Consider the following 25,864-nt stretch of genomic DNA (forward strand, 5'->3'; position numbering starts at 1 on the left):
AGACTCTGCTTCGGAAACGCAGAAAGTCGATTTTAAAAGCTCTGGAACGCCCCTCGACCCGTTTTCACGGGCCAAGGGGGCATCCCAAGCGATCTGTGAACCTAAGCCTCCCACCCCGCCCCACTGACCGCCGCTTGCGCCAGCGGATGCATGTCGGCCCCCTGGTGCTCCGTCTGCCAAGCCAGCAACTCCTTGCGCATGCCGGGTGTCCAGAACATCTGCAGATGATTGCGCACCCCCAGCACGGCCTGTTGCTGGTCCGGTTCGCTGGCGAAGTACTGGGCGATCTGGTTGGCCATCTTGATCAGGTTTTCAGTGCTCATCGGCGTACCTCGGCTTTGGCTCCGGCGCCGCGTTCATGACGGCGTTCGTCAAGCAGACGTTGTTGCTCGTCGCTGAATTCCTGGTAGCGTTTTTGCCACTCGGAAGGGTGGTAGACGCGGCTGACTTCCACGGCCGTGACCTTGTACTCCGGACAGTTGGTCGCCCAGTCGGAGTTGTCGGTGGTGATGACGTTGGCCCCCGATTCCGGGAAGTGGAAGGTGGTGTACACCACGCCCGGAGCCACCCGTTCAGTGACCCGCGCACGGAGTACGGTCTGCCCCGCGCGGCTGCCGATACCGACCCAGTCACCTTCGTTGATGCCACGGCTCTCGGCGTCGCTCGGGTGGATTTCCAGGCGGTCTTCGTCGTGCCAGGCGACGTTCTCGGTACGCCGGGTCTGGGCGCCGACGTTGTACTGGCTGAGGATGCGCCCGGTGGTCAGCAGCAGGGGATAACGATTGTTGACCTTTTCCTCGGTGGGTATGTAGCCGGTGAGCATGAAACGCCCCTTGCCACGCACGAATTGATCGATGTGCATGGTCGGCGTGCCGTCCGGTGCCGCGGCGTTGCACGGCCATTGCAGGCTGCCATGGCGATCCAGTTCGGCGTAGCTGACGTTGGTGAAGGTCGGCGTCAGGCTGGCGATTTCATCCATGATTTCCGAAGGGTGCTTGTAGTGCATGGGGTAACCCAGGGCGTTGGCCAGGGCCACGGTGCCTTCCCAGTCGGCCTTGCCGCCCAGCGGCTCCATGACCTTGCGCACCCGAGAGATGCGCCGCTCGGCGTTGGTGAAGGTGCCGTCCTTTTCCAGGAACGAGCTGCCCGGCAGGAACACGTGGGCGAACTTGGCGGTTTCGTTGAGAAAGATGTCCTGCACCACGATGCATTCCATGGCCGACAGCGCCGCGGTGACGTGCTGGGTATTGGGATCGCTCTGGGCGATATCTTCGCCCTGGCAGTACAGGCCCTTGAAGCTGCCACCCAGGGCCGCCTCGAACATATTGGGAATGCGCAGGCCCGGGTCGGGTTGCAGGGTGACGTTCCAGGCCTGTTCGAACTGCGCCCGTACCACTTCGTTGGAGATATGCCGGTAGCCGGGCAGCTCATGGGGAAAGGAGCCCATATCGCAGGAACCCTGCACGTTGTTCTGCCCCCGCAGCGGGTTCACGCCGACACCTTCGCGACCGATGTTGCCGGTGGCCATGGCCAGGTTGGCGATGCCCATGACCGCGGTGCTGCCCTGGCTGTGCTCGGTGACGCCCAGCCCGTAGTAGATCGCCGCGTTGTGGCCGCCGGCATACAGGCGGGCGGCGGCACGGATATCCGCCGCGGCGACGCCGCAGATCAGGCCGAGGACTTCCGGCGAGTTTTCCGCGCGGCTGACGAATTCGCTCCAGCGGGCGAAATCGTTGCCCTCGCAACGGGCGTCGATAAAGGCCTGGTCGAGCAGGCCTTCGGTGACGATGACGTGGGCCAGGGCGTTGAGCATGGCGACGTTGGTGCCCGGGCGCAGGGCCAGGTGCAGGTCGGCGCGGCCATGCACCGCGTCCACCAGGTCGATGCGCCGTGGGTCGATGACGATCAGCCGCGCGCCTTCACGCAGGCGGCGTTTGAGCTGGGAGGCGAACACCGGGTGGGCGTCGCTGGGGTTGGCGCCCATCACCAGGATCACATCGGCCTGCATCACCGAGTCGAAACTCTGGGTGCCGGCGGACTCGCCCAGGGTTTGTTTCAGGCCATAGCCGGTGGGCGAGTGGCAGACCCGCGCACAGGTATCGACATTGTTGTTGCCGAAGGCGGCCCGCACCAGTTTTTGCACCAGGTAGGTTTCTTCGTTGGTGCAGCGGCTGGAGGTGATGCCGCCGATGGAGTCTCGGCCGTATGTCTGCTGCAACCGGCGGAATTCGCTGGCGGCGTAGGTCACCGCTTCATCCCAGCTGACTTCCTGCCAGGGATCGTTGATGTGCTTGCGGATCATCGGCTTGGTGATGCGATCCGGGTGGCTGGCGTAGCCCCAGGCAAAGCGCCCCTTGACGCAGGAGTGGCCGTGGTTGGCGTGGCCGTTCTTGTCGGGAACCATACGCACCAGCTTGTCGCCTTTCATCTCGGCGCGGAACGAGCAGCCCACGCCGCAATAGGCACAGGTGGTGATCACGGCGCGTTCGGGTTGGCCCAGTTCGACCACGCTTTTTTCCATCAGGGTCGCGGTGGGGCAGGCCTGTACACAGGCGCCGCAGGACACGCATTCCGAGTCGAGGAAGTTCTCGCCACCGGCGGCTGAGACCCGGGACTCGAAACCACGTCCGGTAATGGTCAGGGCAAAGGTGCCCTGGGTTTCTTCGCAGGCACGCACGCAGCGGTTGCAGACGATGCACTTGCTCGGGTCGTAGTCGAAGTAGGGATTGGAGGTGTCCTTCTGGTCGGCCAGATGGTTTTCACCTTCATAGCCGTAGCGCACTTCCCGCAGGCCGACCTGGCCGGCGACGGTTTGCAGTTCGCAGTTGCCATTGGCCGAGCAGGTCAGGCAGTCCAGCGGATGATCGGAGATGTACAGTTCCATGACGTTGCGGCGCAGGGTGGCGAGCTTCGGCGTCTGGGTGTGCACGCTCATGCCTTCGCTGACCGGTGTGGTGCAGGACGCCGGGTAGCCGCGCATGCCGTCGATTTCCACCAGGCACATGCGGCAGGAGCCGAAGGCTTCCAGGCTGTCGGTGGCACAGAGTTTCGGAATGGTGGTGCCCAGCAACGCTGCGGCGCGCATCACCGAGGTGCCTTCCGGCACGCTGATGCTGCGGCCGTCGATATTCAGGGTGACTTGCACCTGGCTGTCGCGGGCCGGGGTGCCGAGGTCGATATCGGTATTTGGGTCGAAGAGCGTGATCATTGGTCGGCCTCCGAGGGCTGCAGACCGAAGTCGGCGGGGAAGTACTTGAGGGCGCTGGCTACCGGGTAGGAAGTCATGCCGCCCAGTGCGCAAAGCGAACCGTATTGCAGGGTGTCGCACAGGTCCTTGAGGATGATCGCCTGGGCATCGCGACCGTCCTGGTCGGGTGCGGCCAGCAGGCGGTCGATGACCTCCACGCCACGGGTCGAGCCGATGCGGCAGGGGGTACATTTGCCGCAGGATTCCTCGGCGCAGAACTGCAGGGCGAAGCGCGCCATATGGGCCATGTCCAGGCTGTCGTCAGCCACCACCACACCACCGTGGCCGAGCATGGCGCCGATGGCGGCGAAGGCTTCGTAATCCAGCGGTGTGTCGAATTGGCTGGGTGGCACCCAGGCGCCGAGGGGGCCGCCGACCTGGGCGGCCTTCAATGGCCTGCCACTGGCAGTGCCGCCGCCGTAATCTTCCACCAGTTCCCGCAGGGTCAGGCCAAATGCCCGTTCCACCAGGCCGCCATGACGAATATTGCCGGCCAGTTGGAAGGGCATGGTGCCCAGGGAGCGGCCCATGCCGTAATCGCGATAGAACTGCGCGCCCTTGGCCAGGATCAGTGGCACCGAGGCCAGGGTCAGCACGTTGTGCACCAGGGTCGGTAGACCGAAGAGGCCCTTCAGGGCTGGGATCGGCGGCTTGGCGCGGACGATCCCGCGCTTGCCTTCGAGGGAGTCCAGCAGCGCGGTTTCTTCACCGCAGATGTAGGCACCAGCACCGACGCGCACTTCCATATCAAAGGCCAGGCCGCTGCCGCCGACATTAGATCCGAGGTAACCAGCGGCGCGGGCGATATCCAGTGCGTCGCGTAGTGTGGCCACGGCCTGTGGATATTCCGAGCGCACATAGATGTAGCCGTAGCTGGCGCCGACGCTGATACCGGCGATGGCCATGCCTTCGATCAGCAAGAAGGGGTCGCCTTCCATCAACATGCGGTCGGCGAAGGTGCCGGAGTCGCCTTCGTCGGCGTTGCAGACGATGTATTTCTGCGCCGCCTGGGCGCTGCGCACCGTGCGCCATTTGATCCCGGCGGGGAAGGCTGCGCCGCCACGGCCACGCAGGCCTGAGTCGAACACGGCGGTGGCGGTTTGTTCGCCGCCGAGGGCGATGGCCCGGGTCAAGCCTTCGAAGCCGCCGTGGGCTTGGTAATCCTCCAGGGACAGCGGTCGGGTAATACCGGCGCGGGCGAACAGCAGGCGTTGTTGCGTCTTCAGATAAGGCAACTGCTCCACCGGGCCCAAGGCCAACGGATGGGTGGACGGATCGCCTTGCAGCGCATCGAGCAGGGACGGCACATCGGCAACGGTCAGCGGGCCGAAGCCGAGACGGCCTTGCGGGCTGTCGATTTCCAGCAGCGGTTCCAGCCAGTACAGGCCGCGCGAGCTGGTGCGTTGCAGGTCCTGCGGCAGGTTGCGTTCCCGGGCCTGGGTGACCAGGGCCACAACGACCTCATTGGCGCCCACGGCACGGGCAACGGAGTCGGCGGGTAGATAGAGGATCGGCATCATGCGTCCTCCCGGCAGGTATCAAGCAGGGCATCCAGGCGCTCGGCGCTGAGCCGTGCATGCACCTGGCCATCCAGCTCCAGGGCCGGCGAGCAGGCGCAGGCGCCGAGGCAATAGACCGGGCGCAGGCTGATATTGCCGTCGGCGCTGCTGCCGTGGTCGTCCAGTTGCAGGCGTTCGCGCAATTGCGCGGCAAGCTGCTCGGCGCCGCGGCTCTGGCAGGACTCGGCCCGGCACAGCCGCAGGATATGCCGCGCCGGGGGCGTGGTGCGGAAATCATGGTAGAAGCTGATCACGCCGCGAATCTCGGCCTGACTCTGGTTGAGGGCGTGGGCTATCTCGGGGACGGCGGCATCGGGGATGTAACCGATACCCGCCTGAATGGCATGAAGGATGGGCAACAGTGCGCCGGGGGAGCCCTTGTGGCGCTCCAGAACGTTGTTGACCATAGGCAGGTACAACATCTCATCAGGCATACAGCATTCCTCACGGTCACGGACAAACCAGGCGGTTGTCGGTTGTCCGAAAGTGTCGGCTGCGGCACTCACGCCACGTCACGGTATCGTGGCATTTCAGGCCGTTGGCCAGGCACCCTGGGCGGGCATCTTGTTGGGCCCGATGCGGTCTTTGCCGCACCTCTTCAGGGCATAAAAGCCAGCTTGCCACGCTGACTTTGATTCGCCTGCACGAAAGCGACGTGCGCGGTTCTTTCTGCGACTATCTGTTGAGTCTAGATGAGCGCGGCCCGAGGTGTGGTCCCTGAGGGGGAGTGATGCTCCTTTTTCCAGAAAGTCGAGGCGAAAAAAAACCGCCTTAGTAGGGCGGTTTTTTCCGCAAAACCGGTGTGAAGCCAGTTTGCTTATCTCATAGAGACCGTTAGCGCATGGCTGATTTTACTGACGTCAGGTACATCGCGCAATGCCTTGCGATATCGGCGATTCGACAAGCATTGACGTCTGTGCAACTTCGAAATGTCTTGATTTAAGTTCGCCGTCACGAGTATCCGCACGCTGCGCATGATTGCTGCGCCTGCCCGACTAGCGACGTCGATGCTGTTCGGACGCAAAAACTGCCACAACCGTTGAAAGTCTGGCAGGGTTCACCCACTTGGCCTTGAGGATTTTCAGATCGGTTAGGTTGCCTGCCTCTGCGTCGGCGATGCCCTTGGCAATTGCATTGATGTGCCATGGTCTGGGCTTAACGCTCACTGGAATTGCTCCCATATACAGAATGCGATAGCGGCAAGAAAAAAAGGGATCTCAAAATACAATGGGGCTTTGATCCATCGCTTGAGTTTCAGCGGAATGGCATCGACCTCTTGTTGGGTCAAGAGCCCACGCCAGATAAACATTTTGGGGAACATGATCATCATGCTGATCACCCCCTGTCTCATCGCGCGATCTTTGAACGAGCTGCCGCCCCACCACCTGCGATCACCGATTATCATTGCGTTGTTATTGAAGTAGGGGTCGACCAGATCCAATTTTGTATTGACGACATAGGCTGACAAGCCGATACCAAGGAGCATGAAAAATACACCCAAAGCGGCCAATAGCGGATGCATAGTCATAAGCCTTCCCACCTATACATCAGATCCCCCATCGACTCTCCGAACTTTCCTGCCCACGTTCCTCCCACGTACCCACCGACGGCACCACCGATAATTCCGCAACTCAACGCGCCCCAACCTCCCGACACAACACCCAATCCAACGGCACATACAATGCGCCCTCCATAGGCGCCAACCTTTCCTCCGAAGTGAGATCCCGTAATCCCGGCCGCTACTTTCCCGCCTTCCACATAGCTCGCCTTCCTGCACTGCTCCTCTCGCCCGGTCGAACAGGCTTCTTGAATCGCCAGCCCCGCCGCCCCCACATCCAGAGCCATCCCCACAAAGCCGCCTTTGCTCAGGAAACGGGAAGTGCTGGCAATCTTGTTGATTCGTTGCGCATACCCGTCTATTTCCTGGCGATGCAGATAGCGTTGGGTGGAAATGCCGAGCATTTTCTTGATCGATTTGTTATGCCGCAGGCTGGTGCCGTAATGGCCGACGCCCTGGAGTTGGGTGTCCAGCTTCTGGAATAGGGCCTGCCGCTTAGCGATGAACTCGGCCCTGGCTGAAACACCGCCCTTCAGATGCTGCTGATGCAGTTTTTCGATGTCCTTCAAGGTGTCCTCAACCCCGCTCAAATGCCGTCCCCAGGCCGCTGTGGTGCTGCCGATGCCAATCGAGCTGTAACCCAGCAACCCCTGCAACAAATCATAGTTGTTCAGGATCTCGACACCCGCCCTGGGTTCGAGACTCAGGGCCAGGTCGATTTCCCGGGCCCGGGTCATCAACCAGGCCTCTTCGAAGGTGCAGGACGCCGTAGTATCGTCGGGCACGATCACCAGTTGCCCGGGGGTTACAATTGAGCGCCGTAGGTGACTATTGATCGTGTCGAACTTGGTCAGCGCATGTGAGCCACCCTGTATCAATAGTTGGCTTTTCAGGCTGGGGTAATGGGTGGTCTTTTCATTGATGAATCCGTGCGCCACGCTTCACATCCTTGATGTGTGAAAGATGACGTCGGATATAAAGGCAGATAAACACTGAAAAAAAGAGCAATTCCGCTGTTTGCTACAGGTCTTAATTGATTACAGGAAATGTCCTACGCATCGATTGATATTGAATAGGTTGGAGAGCATGCGTGGCTTACTTGGCGAAGGGTAATTTACCGGTGGCAACGAAGGCTTCAAAGGCTTTTTGTCCGTCACACGTGGCCTGACGCACATCAAGGTATGTCAGTTCACTGCTGATGGGATTCTTGTAGGGCTTGTCGATTTTTTTGGTGGTGGCCATGGTGCTGTCCGGAGATCAAATGCTCATATGAAAAAATTAAGCGATCGTTCATTGTTGAGCAAACCATGGTGGCTGGCGATATTGCAGCCGCTTCGGCCAATGGTTTGTGCTGGGATGCCGCACAAGTTCCATGTGACGGTTGAAATTTTTCGACTTAAATACTCCCTGCCAGTCACATTGCAGCTCTTCACTGCGCGCGCTACCTTTTGTCTGTCGCTGCCAACGTAGCGACCGGGCCTGGAAACCCGTGGAACAGAAGATAGGCGCATAGGCGCCATCATCGATTAGATTGCTGGCGCTTTCCTCTACGGTAGGAGTAGCGCATGAACGTTTCGATTCAAGAGCTTCAGCTTCAAGTCTCCAGCATCCACGCATTCGCCGGAGGTGCCCAATGATCAATCCACCCACAAGCAAAACCCTTGGTGCCATCACTTTTTCCCAGTGCGGCTCCCAAGGTCGTGAACTATTCCGTGTGAACCCAGGCGTTCCCATTCTGGAAGCCATGGAGCACGCGTCCCTCCTGCTCTATTGCGCCAAAGCACTCTCCCTCGATGCTGCCCTGGAAAGCGATGGCGAACGCTATGCCTGGGCATCGCATTACCTGGGCGAGATGGGTAAGGCCGTCATCGACGATTTGACTCAGGGAATGTTGCGCGGGGAGAGGGGGTAAAGACCGGGCGATCTTCGATTGATGTCGAGATTGGCGGCGGCGTACGGCAGGCTCTCCGCGTCATCGTTCTTCGCGAGCAAGCTCTGCTCCTACAGGATTGTGGTGCTTCCAGCTTTTCTACAGGCGAAAAAAAAGACCTTGAATTTCAAGGTCTTTTTTTAAGATGGTGCCCCGAGGGAGACTCGAACTCCCTCAAAAACATCATAAGACCCTGCAGTGCCGCTATTTTAAAGGGGGGCAGTGGTTTTGGGTAGAAAATTTGGATAGAATTTTGGGTAGAAATTATTAGCTAAGGCTGCTGCTATGAGCGATTTTTTAGTCCTAAAATCTGGCACCTACCACGTCCGTCTGGACGTTCCAGAAGACGCACGGGAAGCTTTTTCCGGGCGTAAGGTACTGACTAAAAGCCTCAAGACGAGAAACCGGTCAGAAGCTCACATATTAAAGCTTCGATGGTTGCAGCAGTGGAAGACCGAAATTGAAAAAGCCCGCAGAGGTGAAATCGGCAATTTTCGTGACGATGTTCTTCAGATAGTCGAAAAGCACCAGCGAGCAATAAACCAAGACAAAATCAAGGGAAAACCCACAAATAATGAAACTCAAATGAATTTTGAGGTGATTCAGTATGTAAGTGATAAAAAGCTGAGTGTCGATCTTGCTAAAGAGGCAGTTGATATTGCAACGGGACGTTCGGATTACTCCCCAAAAACGCCATTTTTCAAAAGTCGCCTTGATGCGTTTTATAATTACGAGCTGAATCAGCGAAAAGTTGATTTGAATACAGTCGATAGACATATAAAGCGGATTAAATTGCTTGATGCATTTTTGAAAGGTGAAGAGTTGCTGCTAGATTATGAGGCAGTTGGTGCATTTTTAATCTCGAAAAATCTTGAGCCGAAAACGAAGAAGCAATACCTATTCTCGTTTAATGCTTTTTACAACTTTTTGATAAAAAAAGAACCGTCTTTTAAAGATCGTTACCCCGTTAATCCGTTTAAGAATCATGAGTTGAATCAAGTCAGGCGCGGAACACTAAAGGAAGATGAGCGGCGTGCATTTACTGTTGATGAGGTTAGTGTTCTTCATAGTAAGGCAATTGAAAAAGGGAAGCGGCAGTTAGCCGATTTGATTGAAATAGCGGCTTACACAGGGGCACGTATTGAAGAAGTTTGTAGATTAAAAACATCCTCAGTTGTTAAAGAAGATGGTGTTGATTGCTTTCATATCACGGAAGGTAAAACGCAAGCATCTGTCCGATTTGTTCCTATTAATCCCGCTCTCATGAAAACAGTGAAGCGGCTTGTTAAGTCATCAGATGATGGGTACTTACTGAAGACAAGCAAGGGCGGTAAGTACGAAACGAAGTCGAAAGGGCTTGGTAATCAGTTTTCAATCTTCAAAACAGAGTTGGGGTTTGATAAGAAGTGCGTTTTTCATAGCATACGGAAAACTGTAATCACAACGTTAGAGCGTGCTGACGTTAAGAATCTCGTCATCATATCTTTAGTTGGTCACAAAGCTGATGGATTACTACGAATGACTTTTGATCGATATTCAGAAGGCCCGACCCCAGCTTCAAAGTTAAACGCATTAAAATACTTGAAGTATAAGTTTGCTTCTTGATATCGGTTGTAAAAGGTTCGGCTAGTCGATGTCAAGACATTTTCTATGCAGGCTTTTTCATGTGGGCTTGAAATCGCTTTAATGTATGGTAAGTTGTAATTAAGTAAAACTGTGAAGTTTTATCAACCCGTTGATGAAATTCTCACACTTTCCTGCGGAAAGACGCTTCGCTTGAGAGTATTTTACGGGTTCCTGCCGGAACGGCAGAAGCAAAAGAAAAGATAACAAACCATGAGGACTTAATGAATGATATAAAGAATACTACCATGCTATGGAAACGAATGAATTATTCTGCCCAGCGAGGCAAAGTAAAAAATACCCCCGGCCTATCTCAGTTGAAAAGCTCACTTGACCACAGCTTACGCTTAGTCTTGAAGAAGGAACTTGAATTTAATTTAGACTTGTCTGATCGGAACTTCATTCTTCAAAATAACAAGATGGTTAGGCTTGACAGTTTGACGCTTGAAGATAGGCAAGCAATTGCCGATGAGATAATGACGTCGGTTCAGAATGATATAGAAACCCACCAAGATGTGTCAAAGCTCAAAGACGACCGCTCCAAATATGCCTACAAGCTCAAAAAGCTGTTAATCAAGGAGGATGAGCCGGAAAAAATTAAAACACTTATAAAACGCATTCTTGAAGCCCAGAACAGTGCGTTATTACTCTCTCTGATTGATGAAGTCGATTCTATAGGTGTTAGGCGCGCAAACGACAAGAAAAATGCAATAGGTCGGTATATAGAGCTACACAACAAAATCGTTGCGGCAGACAATAAGTCATTGCACAAAAGCAAAACCGTGATTCAGGAGTGTTTTTTTAAATTCCCAGCCAGAAACAATATTGGCGAAGTAAAGCCTGTTGATTACCTTCGTATAATTTGCGACTTTCACAAAAAATACCTGTCGGATTACGAGATTAAAGCGTGCGTCTTTCATGGCGATGAAGTTTCTAGTTTAGAGCAGATTAATAATGGTGTGCATCCTCATATATTCATCTCAGGTAAGAATTCGAAGACTGGTCAATATGATCTAGTGCAGGCCCAGCTTGATTTAGTAAATAGATACCTCAAAAGCAAAGGTGAACCTGCCATAACGAACAATTCATTCAAGGCATCACAGACAATAGGTGAGTCTTATCAGCGTCTTGTTTATGAGTACGTAAATAAAAGACTAACCAATTTAGGCTATGGAATAGAAGCATCTATACATGAGAAGACGGACGCTCATAAGAAAAAGCTTGAGGCAATAGCAGAAGATGCTCATAAGGCAAAAATAATGAGGGACTTTAATCTATTGAGTCTGTCAAAGAGCGAGTTGGCAAAAGCGGAGGAGCAAAAGAATGTTCTAACAACACAGCGAGATCAACTCCGTAAAGATATAACCTCTGATGATAGACTAAGGTTGAGACTTGTGAGAAAGAACAAACGGCTAGCAGAAGAAACCAACCTGATCATCTTAAACAACTTAGCTCTTGAGAAAGAGTTCAATGATACCAAAGCAGCCATTGAGGCTTTAAATAATCAGAAACATATGCTGGAGTGCCAAAATAACTCTCTACTAGAAAATATTCAAACGAATGGAAAGGCTTTAGCTGACCAAGTTTGGTCGGTAGAAAAATCTATTGCTCTATTGGCTCATACAGCTAGTGAGCAGCTAGATATGAGGCGCGTATTTGCAGAGTTCAAGAGTACAAATTTTAGAATGCTCTGTTCTCTATCTCCGAGTGACAGGGTTTATTATATGTATAACATGCGTGAGCGTTTAGAACGGGAGCATCTTGATATTTCGAACGACAAAATACACACTAAAACCGATAGGTTTAAGCTACATATTTTGGACGCTTGCAATAGCCTGAAGAAACTAGTTCCCAGAAGAAAACCCAAAGCAAAGCTTCCAGAAATATAATTTATATACGCTTAGGTATAAGAAAATCAGATGAGGATATATAAACATAAAATGTAGAAAGCCCGCTTTTCAAAAGTGGGTATATCTATTTTAAAGTTAACGGTTGGCTTTTTTTCTTGAGGATTCTGATTCTGCATTGGTTCTCCTCATGAACTCATCCTTAGAAGATTTGCTTATTTTATACGTGCCATGACCTGTGTATCCTACAGGGTAGTAAAGCTCAGCGTTATCACCCGCCCCAATGACCTTAATGCAAATAGCTTTGTCTGGCAGGTTGGTTACAGTAAAACCCGTTGTATATTTAAAACTATCGCAAGCTTTTTCCAGCACTTCAGACTTCGCTGGAATTGCCCTTTGCATTGCATAAGTGAAATACTCTTTATTGCCATAAAGCTCCTTTTTCTTCTCAATAATGAACCAGCATTTCTTGTTTATGTTTTCCTTTTCGCAGCCATCGTAGACCCAAAAGCCTGCAAATCGACCAAAATCAAGATTCACATCAGCTTGTGTTACTTCAGCTTTGGCTCCGGCAGAAAAAATAGCAAAACTAATTGCTACCCACGTCTTAAGTTTTTTCATGTTTTCTTCTCTTGATGGTATGAAGCGTTTTTTAGAAGTTTCCATCCTTTAGCATCTTCTTAGATTTTTCATCGCTTCTTCTCATGAACTCCTCCTTGGATGACTTGCTAATTTTGTATGTGCCGTGTCCAGTGTATCCAATAGGGTAATAAAGCTCTGCTTGATCACCTGCGCCAATGACCTTAATGCAAATGGCTTTATCTGGTAGGTTAGTAACGGTAAACCCTGTAGTATATTTGAAATCACCGCATATTTTTTCTAATACTTCAGCCTTTGCCGGAATGGCTTTTTGCATTGCGAAGGAAAAATATTCCTTATTGCCATAAAGCTCTTTTTTCTTTTCAATAATGAACCAGCATTTGCCGCTGATATTTTGTTTTTCACAGCCTTGGTACACCCAAAAACCCGCAAACCTGCCGAAATCTAAATTGATATCAGCTTGCGTTGTTTCAGCTTCTGCTACGGTAGCGAACAATAAGCTACTCAGAATCATAGAGCTTGTAATCGCTTTCATCAGGCCCGCCTTTTAAATGGTCGAATATGGACTAATATTCTTTTTTGAATGTTTGGGATGTCGGTGATTATTTGAGTCTCATATAAAGGACTAATAGAAGAATCGCTATAGTACTCACCAAGAACAATATCTTTCGGAACGTCTTTGGTATCCGCTGAACAAGTATCTCAAGTAGTAGAATGGGAACGAATAGAGAAGCAACCCCAATAAACCGCCACCATTGATGGTTATAGCCTAGCACGCACAATGCTAAGAGCCAGATCGTACCTAGCGCGTAAGTAATAAACGATATATCGTTCTCATCTAGCAGGTCGGCAGCGTTCCAAGGGTTAGAAATTTTTCCGTACCGCTTTTTTCGTTCAGCTAATCGTAGGTTTGCAGCAAATGCCTCTGCATAAGTGTCGTGCAAATAACCGTCGTTACTTATATATTTTCCATTGACCACGGGAGGAATATTTGACACTGGACATTATCTCTATCGTTGATCCAGTTGCCGCACTGTAGGCGGGCTATCCGCTGCCGGGTTGCGTTAACACGCTACCCACGCGAGGGAATAACCAATACCTGCGTCTGCGGTATTTGGCTGCAAGGGAAGCTCGATCCCTTTGACGATCAACTATACTAAAAATGTCTATGTGTGAGCAATAGATATACGAAATATGATCTTCTTGACGTTGTCCTAAGGTGCAAGTATCTGATTTTTATCAGGCTTTGCTATGACTCAAACAGCCGTAAAGACGCTTGGAAAGCGTATCAAAGCTCTTCGCTTGGATAGGAAGCAGACTCAGGCCGGCCTCGCAGAGGCTCTAGGTTGCGAACCTATGACCGTTAGCCGCTATGAGCGGGGAAGCTATGCACCTAGCATCGAAGCACTAGAGCAAATCGCAGAGGCGCTAGGGTGTACGGTGGAGGCATTTTTCGCTTCGCCTCCTTCACCTCCTGTAATTCAAGGACGCGACGATCTTCGTCATGCGCTCTGCGATATCGCATATCACACCTCTGATGCAGCGGTTCTCAAAGAAATTGTAGAGAGTGCTCGGACAATTTTATCACGTAGTAACAGTTAGTCTTTCTTTGCGCTTGGTTGATCAATCTTCCAGTGGCCGAAAACTTTCCAGTCTCATGGCTACCTCAGATGTTGCTCAAATAAAATTTGACATATCTAATTTGTGTGTAATATTTATAAGTAATAATGTCTAAGTTGATTACTTGGATTTGCAAGGCTGTAGGTTTTCCTTGCTGGTGACGTATCTGGTTGTGACTAGTTGGTACGAATCTTATTAAAAAAAGCTGACAAACGGGGGTTCTTTCTTACTCAGCGACTCGCAGGCCACGTTAAAACGTGTTGGACAGAGTGAAAGACAGTAGCGAATCATACTGTAAGTGTTCAAAGTCATAGCGTAGATTTAACGACTATGACGATAGCAAATGCTATCCAAGGCCTACCCTAGAGCTTGAGTAAAGTTTTTTTGCTTGAGGTCTAGGGTAGGCAAACTATGGATAGCATCCCTCTGGGAGCTGGCGTAGCCAGCTTTGTAGAAAACTTTTAAAAGCAGTTATTCACTATAAGATATAGTATATAACTAAGATGAAAAAAATTCTGATCAAAAAAATCCGTCATAAAAAATTTGTGAGTTCTAATTCCCTTTTGCTGGTTTGTTAGTTTTTCGAAAAAAATATTAATTTTTAGCTGATCTGGCTTTTGGGTTTGGGTGAAGCGTAGGCTTGATGGTCATAATAGTCCAAAATTTGCCACTTCTCTGGCTTATTTTATTTGAGTAATGCAAAAGCGAGTGTAACGAAAAATCTTGCCTGTATGGTGCAAAAAAGCCCCAATAAAGAAGATTCTTCTATTGGTCAGTAGGTTTCTTATTGTGGCGTTCAACAAAAAAGGCCGCATGGCGGCCTTTGGAGATTTCTTAAGTCGCTAAGTCTAGCGGCAAATCACTAATGTCTTTTAGTCGTCTACCATCGACCATAATGGCTAGCATCTCTGCCGAATCGTCCATTCCTAGCTCTTTCAGAGTTGCTTGAAGTTCATATAGGGCGAAATGATAAACGCAGTCAATATCACCAGTACCGAGAGCGATAGAAGCTAATCGGCTAGGTGTCGGCTCTGCCGTCACTACCATAATATTTGGTAGGTGGCCTTTTCTGTTGCGCATGAGGTTTAATGCTTCGGAGCGGGCGTTCTGTGCTCTATCACTTCGGATAGTCCATTTACATGAGACGCTCGCATGCAGAAGCGGTTTTCCTCCAGCAGCGGCCCGCAAGCTAGCTCTGGTGCTTACAGTGCTATCAACCAAGAATTCGTGAAGGTTAATGTTGTCGTCACTTTCTAAGCCTCTAACCACAACAATATCCGGTGTAATTGTGTAGTCGCTTCCTAAGGCCGCAGCTAGTTCAGCGTCGGCCTTCGCAGCGCGATCCAGCGCTATCAAATGTGCATATTGTTCATACTTTGCAATTTCTAATCGATTGCGTCCGGATACTTGATGGACGTCCCAATCGCCGGGGCGGAGATGTTGCAGTTTTAGAAATGTATTTTTTACATACTCTGCACAAATCCCTTCAAATTCGTTTCCTGAGGTCTGGCCCGCTTGACGTTCTGCAATGGTTTCAGCTTTTAAAAGCTCCGCGATTCCTTTTGCAATAGCGATACTGCTCTTGTTGCTACTGTCTGCGTTGCTTGGCACGCCCTTGTCATTGATAGTTAGGGTCGTTTTGAGAAGCGATGCGTGGAACTCTTTTCGTGCTTGTAGAAACTCAGGAGGAATATTCATCAGGCAACCTGTACCAATCGTTTTACAGAAAGGGCCTTGAAAATCTGCTTTGCCACTGCACACGCAACCGGAGGCGGGAAAGCGTTGCCTATCTGTCGATATGCTGCAGTTTTTTTACCGTGAAATTGCCAGTCATCAGGGAAGCCCTGTATGCGTGCAGCCATGCGTGTAGTAAGCCTAGGCATGCCTTCAAAAAACTCGCTAGGAGGTTCATTGGCAATACCCATTCCACACACACCGATAGATGCCCACGCTTTCTTTGCTCTTGTTGGACCAAGATCAGGACCGCCGTGCTTTTTCGAGCCGCCAACGAGCGTTGGGGCGATTGTGTTGGCTTGCTCTCTCCAAGCATCAGCACCTCGCCAGCCATCTTCTTGCATTAAGTCGTGAAGAAGCTCACCAACAGTCGGTGGAGTGATTAGCTTTGGTTCTGGCCATGAAAAACCATCGGCGAGGTCTTTTCTAATACCTACAAAAACAACGCGAGGGCGGAGCTGGGTAACACCAAAGTCGGAAGCGTTAAGTAGTCGCCAGCCGGGAACATAGCCAAGTTTTTTGAGCTGCTTTTCAACCTTATTACGGTAGTCCTCGAAAACAGCGTCAAGCAGGCCGCGCACGTTTTCAAGCATTACAGCCTTCGGGCGGCACTCATCAACAAGGCGTAAGGCTTCTGGAAAAAGATCGCGCTCATCATCTGCCCCGAGCTGCTTACCAGCCTTGGAGAATGGGGGGCAAGGGACTCCACCTGCCACCAGATCAACCCCGAAAAAAGGGAGTCCGTTAAATTGACGCAAATCTTGCTCTTGTACGTTCCATTCGGGGCGATTCAAACGAAGGGTTGCACAGGCAGGAGGTTCAATTTCTACCAACACTTCGTGCCCAAATCCCGCCATTTCTAGTCCGAGAGCTTGCCCACCAGCTCCGGCGCACATTTCCAATGACGTGAATAGGCTCATTTTGTCTCCTCGCAATGCTCTATCTAGAGCAGCTTCTTAAAAATCGCTGATACTAGCATGGTGTATGGATAGACAGGGATACCTGACATCAGCAGCAGCTTGACCCTTTTCCGCACTGCTGCAAAGCCGCAGGATGTCAAAGTGTCTTCATGAAAGGAGCGGAGCTTTTTAGGTCCAATCGCTCGTGCCGGTGAGCTACCTGACAAGCGCCGCCGAAGGCAGTATTTTTAGCGGAAAGGAGGGGGGAAAGGTAGAAATTTTGGATAGAAAAAGGGGTAGAAATTTCTTTCTACCCCTTCTCTAAGTCCTTGATTTACAAGGATTTGTATGGTGCCCCGAGGGAGACTCGAACTCCCACTCCTTTCGAAAACGGATTTTGAATCCGCCGCGTCTACCAATTCCGCCATCAGGGCTCAATGGCGGCGAAGTATAGAGACGTGATTACCGTTGGTCAATCGGCTTTCGTGGTCAATTTTTACGATTTCCGCTAAACTTCCCGGCCCTGCTGAACGAACCCCATCATGCGCGTCGCTGACTTTACTTTCGAGCTCCCCGATTCCCTGATCGCTCGCCATCCTTTGGCCGAGCGACGCCTCAGTCGCCTGCTGACCCTCGACGGCCCCAGCGGCGCTCTCGCACACCGTCAATTTACTGATTTGCTTGAGTATTTACGCCCAGGCGATCTGATGGTGTTCAACAATACCCGGGTCATTCCAGCCCGCCTGTTCGGCCAGAAAGCCTCAGGCGGCAAGCTGGAAATCCTCGTGGAAAGGGTCCTCGATACCCACCGCGTGCTGGCCCATGTGCGCTCCAGCAAGTCGCCGAAACCCGGCTCGAAGATCCTGATCGATGGCGGTGGCGAAGCCGAGATGCTCGCCCGCCACGACACGCTCTTCGAACTGGGGTTTGCCGAAGAAGTGCTGCCGCTGCTGGAACGCGTCGGCCATATGCCGTTGCCTCCTTATATAGACCGTCCCGACGAAGGCGCCGACCGCGAGCGCTATCAGACCGTCTACGCCGAACGCCTCGGCGCCGTGGCCGCGCCCACCGCCGGGCTGCATTTCGATCAGCCGCTGCTGGATGCCATCGCCGCCAAGGGCGTTGAACGCGCTTTCGTCACCCTGCACGTCGGCGCCGGGACCTTCCAGCCGGTTCGCGTGGAGCGTCTTGAAGACCACCACATGCACCACGAATGGCTGGAAGTCAGCCAGGAAGTGGTCGACGCCGTCGCCGCCTGCCGTGCACGCGGCGGCCGGGTGATCGCCGTGGGCACCACCAGCGTCCGTTCGCTGGAAAGCGCTGCCCGCGATGGTGTACTCAAGCCCTTCAGCGGCGACACCGACATCTTTATCTTCCCGGGCCGTCCCTTCCATGTGGTCGACGCCCTGGTGACCAATTTCCATCTGCCCGAATCCACGCTGCTGATGCTGGTTTCGGCCTTCGCCGGTTACCCCGAGACCATGGCCGCCTACAAGGCCGCCGTGGACAACGGCTACCGCTTCTTCAGCTACGGTGATGCGATGTTCATCACCCGCAACCCGGCGCCTGCCGCACCCAAGGATCGGGCCCCAGAGGACCAAGCATGAGTCGCAACTGTCGTATGTCGTTCGAGCTGCTCGCCACTGATGGCAAGGCTCGTCGCGGTCGCCTGACCTTCCCCCGCGGTACCGTCGAAACCCCGGCCTTCATGCCCGTGGGCACCTACGGCACGGTCAAGGGCATGCTGCCTCGGGATATCGTCGCCACTGGCGCCGAGATCATCCTCGGCAACACCTTCCACCTGTGGCTGCGTCCCGGCACCGAGGTGATCAAGGCCCACGGCGACCTGCACGATTTCATGCAGTGGAAAGGCCCGATTCTCACCGACTCCGGCGGTTTCCAGGTGTTCAGCCTGGGCGCCATGCGCAAGATCAAGGAGGAGGGCGTGACCTTCGCCTCGCCGGTCGACGGCGCCAAGGTCTTCATGGGTCCGGAAGAGTCGATGCAGGTCCAGCGCGACCTGGGCTCGGACATCGTGATGATTTTCGACGAGTGCACCCCGTACCCGGCTGACGAAGACGTCGCCCGTGTGTCCATGGAACTGTCGCTGCGTTGGGCCCAGCGCTCGAAAAACGCCCACGGCGAAAACACCGCCGCGTTGTTCGGCATCGTCCAGGGCGGCATGCACGAGAGCCTGCGCAAGCGCTCCCTCGAAGGCCTCGACCAGATCGGCTTCGACGGCCTGGCCATCGGCGGTCTGTCGGTGGGCGAGCCCAAGCACGAGATGATCAAGGTGCTGGATTACCTGCCCGGCCTGATGCCTGCTGACAAACCTCGTTACCTTATGGGCGTTGGCAAGCCGGAAGATCTGGTGGAGGGTGTGCGCCGCGGGGTGGACATGTTCGATTGCGTGATGCCAACCCGTAATGCCCGCAATGGGCATCTGTTCATCGATACCGGCGTGCTGAAGATCCGCAACGCGTTCCATCGCCATGATGAATCGCCGCTGGATCCGACCTGCGATTGCTACACCTGCCAGAACTTCTCCCGTGCTTATCTGCATCATTTGGACAAGTGCGGCGAAATGCTGGGGAGCATGTTGAATACGATCCACAATTTGCGCCATTACCAGCGCCTGATGGCTGGTTTGCGCGAGGCTATTCAACAGGGTACATTGGCCGCCTTTGTCGATGCCTTCTATGCCAAACGCGGACTTCCCGTACCGCCTTTGGACTGAATTTTTCAGAATTGAATGATTGCAACTGGAGTGCTAAATGAGCTTTTTCATCTCTAACGCGTTCGCCGACGGCGCCGCGCCTGCTGCTGCAGGCCCGATGGGCGGTGGTTTCGAATGGATCTTCCTGGTCGGCTTCCTGGTCATCTTCTACCTGATGATCTGGCGTCCACAGGCCAAGCGCGCCAAGGAGCAGAAGAACCTGCTGGGCAACCTGGCCAAGGGTGACGAAGTGGTCACCACCGGCGGTATCGCGGGCAAGATCACCAAAGTGAGCGACGATTTCGTGGTTCTGGAAGTGTCCGACACCGTCGAAATGAAGTTTCAGAAGGGTGCCATCGCGGCCACTCTGCCTAAAGGCACGCTGAAAGCGATCTAAGTTTCAACTCTTAACAATCGACGGGGCGCGCAAGGCGCCCCGCGTCATAAGCGGGCGGCGTGATGCTGAACAAATACCCTCTGTGGAAATACCTACTGATCCTGGCGGTGCTGGCGATCGGTTTTATTTATTCCGCTCCCAATCTCTATCCAGACGATCCGGCGATCCAGGTCAGCGGCGCAAGCACTGCACTGCAGGTCACCCAGGCCGATCTGGACCGCGTGAGCAAAGCGCTCAGCGACGCCAAGATCACCGTCAAGGGCGCCACTCTGGCTGCCGGCGGCAAGGGCGGCCTGATTCGTCTGACCAAGCAGGAAGACCAACTGCCGGCCAAGGACGTGGTGCGTAAAGCCCTCGGCGATGACTATGTCGTGGCCCTGAACCTGGCACAGACCACTCCGCAATGGCTGCGCAGCCTTGGCGCGCACCCGATGAAGCTGGGCCTGGACTTGTCCGGTGGTGTGCACTTCCTGCTGGAAGTGGATATGGACAAGGCGGTTGATGCACGCCTGAAAGTCTATGACGGCGACGTCAAGAGCCTGTTGCGCAAGGAGCGTGTGCGTTATCGCACCCTGCCACCGTTCAATGGTGCCATCCAGTTGGGCTTTGCTGACGCGGATACCCGTGAACAAGCCCGTGCGCTGATCCGCAAGAACTTCAACGATTTCGACATTGTAACGGCTGACCTCAACGAGCAGCCGGTACTGCGTCTGGCGATGACCCCGGCCAAGCTGGCGGAAATCCGCGAATACTCCATCAAGCAGAACTTGACCACGGTCCGTAACCGCGTCAACGAGCTGGGTGTGGCCGAGCCACTGGTGCAGCGTCAGGGTGCCAACCGCATCGTGGTCGAGTTGCCGGGCGTGCAGGACACCGCTGAAGCCAAGCGGATCCTCGGCAAGACTGCCAACCTGGAGTTCCGTCTGGCCGCTGATGCGGGTGCTTCGAAGGCCACTTCCGAAGAGTTCGAGTTCCGTGAAGGCAATCGTCCTCCGGCGCAGATCGAGCGTGGCCTGATCATTACTGGTGACCAGGTGACCGACGCCCAGGCGGGCTTCGACGAACACGGTCGTCCACAGGTGAACATCAAGCTTGATGGTCATGGTGGCGAACTGATGAGCCGCGCAACCCGCAGCAACGTCGGTCGCAGCATGGCGGTTATCTTCATCGAGCAGAAGCCGATCACCACCTACACCAAGCAGGTTGTCGACGGCGTCGAAAAAGACGTGCCGGTGCAGACCTTCAAGGAAGAGAAGAAGATCATCAGCCTGGCGACCATCCAGTCGCCGCTGGGCAGTCAGTTCCGGATCACCGGCCTGAACGGCCAGGGCGAGTCCTCGGAGCTGGCGCTGTTGCTGCGTGCCGGTGGTCTGGCTGCGCCGATGTACTTCGCTGAAGAACGTACCATTGGTCCAAGCCTGGGTGCCGACAACATCACCAAGGGTATCGATGCGTCGCTGTGGGGCATGCTGTTCGTCTCGCTGTTCATCATCGCCATCTACCGCTTCTTCGGCATCATCGCCACCGTGGCCCTGGCCTTCAACATGGTTGCCTTGCTGGCGCTGATGTCCTTGCTGGGCGCGACGCTGACCCTGCCGGGTATCGCCGGTATCGTCCTGACCATGGGTATGGCGGTCGACGCCAACGTGCTGATCTTCTCGCGGATACGTGAAGAGATCGCCGCGGGAATGACGGTGCAGCGAGCGATCAACGAAGGCTTTGGTCGTGCGTTCACGGCGATTATCGACGCCAACCTGACCACCTTGCTGGTGGGCGGCATCCTCTTTGCCATGGGGACCGGCCCGGTCAAGGGCTTTGCGGTGACCATGTCCCTCGGGATCTTTACCTCGATGTTCACGGCCATCATGGTGACCCGCGCGATGGTCAACCTGATCTTCGGCGGTCGTGACTTCAAGAAGTTGTGGATTTAAGGGGCTGCCATGTTACGTACTATCAACTTCATGGGTGTTCGCAACGTTGCGTTCGGCGTCACCCTGTTCCTCACCGCATTGGCCTTGTTCAGCTGCTTCCACAAGGGCATGAACTACGGTCTGGACTTCACCGGCGGTACGCTCATCGAGCTGACCTACGAGCATGCGGCGGATGTCACCAAGGTGCGCGGAGAACTGGCCGAGGCCGGTTATCACGAGGCGATCGTGCAGAGTTTTGGCGCGACCACCGACCTGCTGGTGCGGATGCCGGGTGAAGATCCGCAGCTGGGTCATCAGGTAGCCGAGGCTTTGCAGAAGCTTGGCGGTGACAACCCGGTGCAGATCAAGCGCGTCGAGTTCGTCGGTCCGCAGGTCGGTGAAGAGCTGCGCGACCAGGGCGGCCTCGGCATGCTCATGGCGTTGGGTGGCGTACTGATCTACCTGGCGTTCCGCTTCCAGTGGAAGTTCGCGGTGGGGGCTATCGTCTCGCTGGTTCACGACGTGGTGGTGACCGTGGGTATCCTGTCGTTCTTCCAGGTCACCTTCGACCTGACGGTGCTGGCGGCGGTACTGGCGATCATCGGCTACTCGCTCAACGACACCATCGTGGTGTTCGACCGGGTGCGTGAGAACTTCCGTGTGCTGCGCAAGGCCACTCTGATCGAGAACATCAACGTCTCGACCACCCAGACCCTGCTGCGGACCATGGCGACGTCGATCTCCACCCTGCTGGCAATTTCCGCGCTGCTGTTCTTTGGCGGCGATAACCTGTTCGGTTTCTCCATCGCCCTGTTCATTGGTGTGTTGGCGGGTACCTATTCGTCGATCTACATCGCCAACGTGGTGCTGATCTGGCTGAACCTGAACAGTGAGGATCTGATTCCTCCTGCCAACACCCAGAAGGAAGTCGACGACCGTCCTTGACGCGAATCGCTCTCCTGGTTGTCAGCTGAAAGGCGCGAGTGTTGAACTCGCGCCTTTTTTTGTACTCCAAGGCTAGGAGAAGCGCGGGCATTGATCCGCTTGTGATGGTCAGGAGATTCACATGAACAAGTCGTTGCTGGTGGGTGCGGTATTGGGTGCTGTCGGTGTGACTGCCGGGGGTGCTGTTGCCACCTATAGCCTGGTAAAAAGCGGCCCTGAGTATGCGCAAGTATTGGCGGTAGAGCCGGTCAAGACTCAAATCAAGACCCCGCGCCAAGTCTGTGAAGATGTCGCGGTCACCCGGCAGAAGCCGGTCCAGGATGAGCATCGACTGGCCGGTACGGCACTGGGTGCGGTCGGTGGTGGTTTGCTCGGTAGCCTGGTCGGCGGCGGTCGCGGCAAGACCCTGGCCACCGTGGTGGGTGCGGTCGGCGGCGGTTATGCCGGTAACAAGGTGCAGGAGGGCATGCAGGAGCGTGACACCTACACCACGACCCAGAAGCGTTGCAACACGGTCAATGATGTCAGCGACAAGGTTGTCGGCTACGACGTGCGTTATCAGTTGGACGGCAAGGAAGGCAAGATCCGGATGGATCGTGATCCGGGCAACCAGATCCCGGTGGACAAGGACGGTCACCTGGTCCTGAGTCAGAACCAGCCAGCTCCGCAGCCGGGTCAGTAAGACTTACTGTAGAGACATAAAAAATGCCCCGTATCGCAAGATACGGGGCATTTTTGTGTGCGGCGAACGCTTAGCGCTTCAGCGAAGCCGGCAGGTGCGGCTGGATCGCCGTCAGTACGGCCTTGAAGCACTTGGTGTTGCCGGCAACGATATGGCCTTTTTCCAGGAAGTCGTGACCGCCGGTGAAGTCGCTCACCAGGCCGCCGGCTTCCTGGATCAGCAGGGCGCCCGCCGCCATGTCCCACTCGGACAGGCCCGACTCCCAGAACGCATCGAAACGACCGGCCGCCACGTAGGCCAGGTCCAGGCTCGCGGCACCGGCGCGGCGGATGCCGGCGGTCTGGCCGACCAGGGCGCGGAACATGCCCAGGTAGTTGTCGAGGTTGTCCATCTGGTTGTCACGGAACGGGAAGCCGGTACCCAGCAGGGCGCCGTCCAGGCTGGTGCGACCGCTGACGCGCAGGCGACGGCCGTTGAGCTGGGCGCCACGGCCACGGGAGGCGGTGAATTCTTCCTGGCGGACCGGGTCGAGGACCACGGCGTGCTCCAGGCGACCACGGTATTTGCAGGCGATGCTGACCGCGAAGTGCGGGATGCCACGCAGGAAGTTGGTGGTGCCATCCAGTGGGTCGATGATCCACAGGTATTCTTCGCCTTCGCCGCTGCCGGCGTGGAAGCCGGTTTCTTCGCCGCGAATGGCGTGGGTCGGATAGGCCTTGCGCAGCGCGTCGATAATTTTCTGTTCGGCGGCGCGATCCACTTCGGACACGTAGTCCTTGGCGTCTTTTTCGTCGACCTTGATGGTATCCAGGCGCTCGATGGAGCGGAAAATCAATTCACTGGCGCTGCGGGCGGCGCGCAGCGCGATATTCAGCATGGGCTGCATGGACGTTTCACCTAGAGTGTTAAAGAAAGCCGAACATTCTACCAGAAAAGTCCCGGGGGAGAAGGACGACGTTGGCGCTCGTGGCGCAATCCCCAGTGCTTCTGTAAGATTTGCTCCCCTTCGCCGAGTCTGAGAGCGTCTCTCGTGCTGCAAAATATTCGTGTTGTCCTGGTCAATACCAGTCATCCGGGCAATATCGGCGGGGCCGCGCGGGCCATGAAGAACATGGGGCTGTCGCGCCTGGTGCTGGTGGAGCCGCGGATCTTTCCGTCCGCTGAGGCCGACGCACGGGCTTCCGGGGCTACCGATATCCTTGAAAACGCGCAAGTCGTCGCCACCCTGGAAGATGCGTTGGTCGGCTGCAATCTGGTGTTTGGCACCAGTGCCCGCGACCGGCGGATTCCCTGGCCGTTGCTCGACCCCCGCGAATCCGGGTTGAAAGTGGTCGAGGAGGCCGGGCAGGGCGCCGAGATCGCGCTGGTGTTCGGTCGTGAAGATTCCGGCCTGACCAACGACGAGCTGCAGCGATGTCATTATCACGTGCATATCCCGTCCGATCCGGACTTCAGCTCGCTCAACCTCGCCACGGCAGTGCAGGTGCTGAGCTATGAAGTGCGGATGTCCTGGCTGGCGGCCGTCGGGCAGCCAAGCAAGGTAGAGAAGCATGAAGTGGCGTCGACGCGCAGCGAAGAGCTGGCGACCATGGATGAGATGGAGCGGTTCTACGGCCATCTGGAGCAGACCCTGGTGGCTATCGACTTCCTCGACCCCGAAAAGCCGCGCCATCTGATGGCCCGGTTGCGCCGCCTGTACGGGCGCAGTTCGGTCAGTCGCGCCGAGATGAATATTTTGCGGGGCATCCTCACGGAAACCGAAAAAGCGGCCCGGGGCGAGCTCCTTAAGCGGAAGGATCAGTGATGTTCGAGCGTTTGCGAGAAGATATCCAGAGCGTATTCCACCGTGATCCGGCGGCGCGTAATGCCTTCGAAGTGCTGACCTGCTACCCGGGGCTGCATGCCATCTGGCTGCATCGCCTGGGTCATGCCTTGTGGGGTATGGGCTGGAAGTGGCTGGCGCGGGTGGTGTCGAACTTCGGTCGTTGGCTGACCGGGATCGAGATTCATCCCGGGGCCAAGGTCGGGCGTCGGTTCTTTATCGACCATGGCATGGGCATCGTGATCGGCGAAACCGCCGAGATCGGCGATGACGTGACCATTTATCAGGGTGTGACCCTGGGCGGTACCAGCTGGAACAAGGGCAAGCGTCACCCGACCCTGGAAGATGGTGTGGTGGTGGGCGCTGGCGCCAAGGTGCTCGGGCCGTTTACCGTCGGTGCCGGGGCCAAGGTCGGCTCCAATGCGGTGGTGACCAAGGCGGTGCCGGCCGGTGCGACCGTGGTCGGGATTCCCGGGCGGATCATCATGAAGGCCGACGACCAGGTCGAAGCCAAGCGCAAAGCGATGGCGGAGAAGATCGGTTTTGATGCCTATGGCGTCAGCGAAGACATGCCGGATCCGGTGGCGCGGGCCATTGGCCAGTTGCTCGATCACCTGCAGGCGGTGGATGGGCGTCTGGAGGGGATGTGTGGGGCGCTGAAGGACCTGGGCAGCACCTATTGCGCGAAGGAGCTGCCGGAGTTGCAGTGTGATGGGTTTGTCGAAGTGAAGAGTGAGACCGAGGCCAAAGCGGGCTGATCTTTGTCGGACTTGCC

General features: G+C 54.9%; 24 protein-coding genes and 1 tRNA gene. 12 read left to right on the forward strand and 13 right to left on the reverse strand.

All coding sequences use genetic code 11. The features are described from left to right. Nucleotides 1–101 precede the first annotated feature (101 nt). From CWE01_RS15370 to CWE01_RS33585, 7 genes are all read right to left on the reverse strand, one after another. A complete protein-coding gene (locus tag CWE01_RS15370) occupies nt 102–323 on the reverse strand; it encodes a formate dehydrogenase subunit delta (RefSeq protein ID WP_100941385.1) in 222 nt (73 codons plus the stop codon). Further along, entirely contained in the window at nt 320–3,208 is a 2,889-nt protein-coding gene (gene fdhF / locus CWE01_RS15375) for a formate dehydrogenase subunit alpha (protein ID WP_100941386.1), read from the reverse strand. Before fdhF ends, CWE01_RS15370 begins: the two co-directional genes overlap by 4 nt. Then, entirely contained in the window at nt 3,205–4,767 is a 1,563-nt protein-coding gene (locus CWE01_RS15380) for an NADH-quinone oxidoreductase subunit NuoF (protein ID WP_177410478.1), read from the reverse strand. Before CWE01_RS15380 ends, fdhF begins: the two co-directional genes overlap by 4 nt. Next, nucleotides 4,764–5,240: a formate dehydrogenase subunit gamma gene (locus CWE01_RS15385; protein WP_100941387.1), complete on the reverse strand. Its 477-nt coding sequence runs from the start codon at nt 5,238–5,240 to the stop codon at nt 4,764–4,766. The genes CWE01_RS15380 and CWE01_RS15385 overlap by 4 nt, the downstream gene beginning before the upstream one ends. Before the next feature lie 728 nt (nt 5,241–5,968). Continuing rightward, on the reverse strand, nt 5,969–6,334 hold the full coding sequence (locus tag CWE01_RS15390) for a hypothetical protein (RefSeq protein WP_157815223.1): 366 nt from the start codon (nt 6,332–6,334) through the stop codon (nt 5,969–5,971). After that, a complete protein-coding gene (locus tag CWE01_RS15395; RefSeq protein ID WP_100941389.1) occupies nt 6,331–7,302 on the reverse strand; it encodes a hypothetical protein in 972 nt (323 codons plus the stop codon). Before CWE01_RS15395 ends, CWE01_RS15390 begins: the two co-directional genes overlap by 4 nt. A gap of 157 nt (nt 7,303–7,459) precedes the next feature. Further along, entirely contained in the window at nt 7,460–7,606 is a 147-nt protein-coding gene (locus CWE01_RS33585; protein WP_177145035.1) for a hypothetical protein, read from the reverse strand. A gap of 391 nt (nt 7,607–7,997) precedes the next feature. Here CWE01_RS33585 and CWE01_RS15400 point away from each other — a divergent pair, with 391 nt between their 5' ends. The 3 genes from CWE01_RS15400 to CWE01_RS15410 all read left to right on the forward strand — a co-directional run bounded on the left by CWE01_RS15400 (nt 7,998) and on the right by CWE01_RS15410 (nt 11,806). Next, nucleotides 7,998–8,276, forward strand: coding sequence for a DUF3077 domain-containing protein (locus CWE01_RS15400; protein WP_100941390.1), 279 nt, complete (start codon nt 7,998–8,000; stop codon nt 8,274–8,276). A gap of 303 nt (nt 8,277–8,579) precedes the next feature. Beyond that, on the forward strand, nt 8,580–9,899 hold the full coding sequence (locus CWE01_RS15405) for a DUF6538 domain-containing protein (RefSeq protein WP_100941391.1): 1,320 nt from the start codon (nt 8,580–8,582) through the stop codon (nt 9,897–9,899). 242 nt (nt 9,900–10,141) lie between these two features. Then, a complete protein-coding gene (locus tag CWE01_RS15410) occupies nt 10,142–11,806 on the forward strand; it encodes a hypothetical protein (RefSeq protein ID WP_256579359.1) in 1,665 nt (554 codons plus the stop codon). A gap of 96 nt (nt 11,807–11,902) precedes the next feature. Here the strand turns inward: CWE01_RS15410 and CWE01_RS15415 are convergent, their stop codons facing one another. Further along, nucleotides 11,903–12,430, reverse strand: a complete 528-nt coding sequence (locus CWE01_RS15415) for a hypothetical protein (protein ID WP_157815224.1) — start codon at nt 12,428–12,430, stop codon at nt 11,903–11,905. After that, entirely contained in the window at nt 12,417–12,899 is a 483-nt protein-coding gene (locus CWE01_RS15420) for a hypothetical protein (protein WP_100941393.1), read from the reverse strand. Before CWE01_RS15420 ends, CWE01_RS15415 begins: the two co-directional genes overlap by 14 nt. A 716-nt stretch (nt 12,900–13,615) precedes the next feature. Between CWE01_RS15420 and CWE01_RS34310 the strand changes: the two genes are divergently transcribed. Next, on the forward strand, nt 13,616–13,966 hold the full coding sequence (locus tag CWE01_RS34310) for a helix-turn-helix transcriptional regulator (protein WP_100941394.1): 351 nt from the start codon (nt 13,616–13,618) through the stop codon (nt 13,964–13,966). Nucleotides 13,967–14,818: 852 nt separating this feature from the next. Here CWE01_RS34310 and CWE01_RS15430 read toward each other — a convergent pair. From CWE01_RS15430 to CWE01_RS15440, 3 genes are all read right to left on the reverse strand, one after another. Continuing rightward, on the reverse strand, nt 14,819–15,682 hold the full coding sequence (locus tag CWE01_RS15430) for an NgoMIV family type II restriction endonuclease (protein ID WP_100941395.1): 864 nt from the start codon (nt 15,680–15,682) through the stop codon (nt 14,819–14,821). After that, nucleotides 15,682–16,638, reverse strand: a complete 957-nt coding sequence (locus CWE01_RS15435) for a DNA cytosine methyltransferase (protein WP_100941396.1) — start codon at nt 16,636–16,638, stop codon at nt 15,682–15,684. Before CWE01_RS15435 ends, CWE01_RS15430 begins: the two co-directional genes overlap by 1 nt. A gap of 328 nt (nt 16,639–16,966) precedes the next feature. Then, nucleotides 16,967–17,051, reverse strand: a tRNA-Leu gene (locus CWE01_RS15440). A 108-nt stretch (nt 17,052–17,159) separates the two neighbouring features. Between CWE01_RS15440 and queA the strand changes: the two genes are divergently transcribed. From queA to CWE01_RS15470, 6 genes are all read left to right on the forward strand, one after another. Continuing rightward, a complete protein-coding gene (gene queA / locus CWE01_RS15445; protein WP_100941397.1) occupies nt 17,160–18,224 on the forward strand; it encodes a tRNA preQ1(34) S-adenosylmethionine ribosyltransferase-isomerase QueA in 1,065 nt (354 codons plus the stop codon). A 14-nt stretch (nt 18,225–18,238) separates the two neighbouring features. Then, nucleotides 18,239–19,354, forward strand: a complete 1,116-nt coding sequence (gene tgt, locus CWE01_RS15450; protein WP_164886323.1) for a tRNA guanosine(34) transglycosylase Tgt — start codon at nt 18,239–18,241, stop codon at nt 19,352–19,354. A 37-nt stretch (nt 19,355–19,391) separates the two neighbouring features. Continuing rightward, nucleotides 19,392–19,730, forward strand: a complete 339-nt coding sequence (gene yajC, locus CWE01_RS15455; protein WP_100941399.1) for a preprotein translocase subunit YajC — start codon at nt 19,392–19,394, stop codon at nt 19,728–19,730. A gap of 62 nt (nt 19,731–19,792) precedes the next feature. After that, on the forward strand, nt 19,793–21,661 hold the full coding sequence (secD, locus tag CWE01_RS15460) for a protein translocase subunit SecD (RefSeq protein ID WP_100941400.1): 1,869 nt from the start codon (nt 19,793–19,795) through the stop codon (nt 21,659–21,661). Nucleotides 21,662–21,670: 9 nt separating this feature from the next. After that, nucleotides 21,671–22,585, forward strand: coding sequence for a protein translocase subunit SecF (gene secF / locus CWE01_RS15465; RefSeq protein WP_100941401.1), 915 nt, complete (start codon nt 21,671–21,673; stop codon nt 22,583–22,585). A gap of 121 nt (nt 22,586–22,706) precedes the next feature. Continuing rightward, on the forward strand, nt 22,707–23,267 hold the full coding sequence (locus tag CWE01_RS15470) for a glycine zipper 2TM domain-containing protein (RefSeq protein ID WP_100941402.1): 561 nt from the start codon (nt 22,707–22,709) through the stop codon (nt 23,265–23,267). A gap of 70 nt (nt 23,268–23,337) precedes the next feature. Here the strand turns inward: CWE01_RS15470 and suhB are convergent, their stop codons facing one another. Next, complete coding sequence (gene suhB / locus CWE01_RS15475; protein ID WP_100941403.1) at nt 23,338–24,153, reverse strand: inositol-phosphate phosphatase; 816 nt, start codon at nt 24,151–24,153, stop codon at nt 23,338–23,340. A gap of 144 nt (nt 24,154–24,297) precedes the next feature. Between suhB and trmJ the strand changes: the two genes are divergently transcribed. Beyond that, nucleotides 24,298–25,071 (forward strand): tRNA (cytosine(32)/uridine(32)-2'-O)-methyltransferase TrmJ, encoded by a 774-nt coding sequence (gene trmJ / locus CWE01_RS15480; RefSeq protein WP_100941404.1) that lies wholly within the window; start codon nt 24,298–24,300, stop codon nt 25,069–25,071. Continuing rightward, complete coding sequence (gene cysE, locus CWE01_RS15485; protein ID WP_100941405.1) at nt 25,071–25,847, forward strand: serine O-acetyltransferase; 777 nt, start codon at nt 25,071–25,073, stop codon at nt 25,845–25,847. The genes trmJ and cysE overlap by 1 nt, the downstream gene beginning before the upstream one ends. The last annotated feature ends 17 nt before the right edge of the window (nt 25,848–25,864 follow it).

Source organism: Pseudomonas sp. QS1027 (assembly GCF_002814235.1).
Lineage (GTDB): Bacteria > Pseudomonadota > Gammaproteobacteria > Pseudomonadales > Pseudomonadaceae > Aquipseudomonas.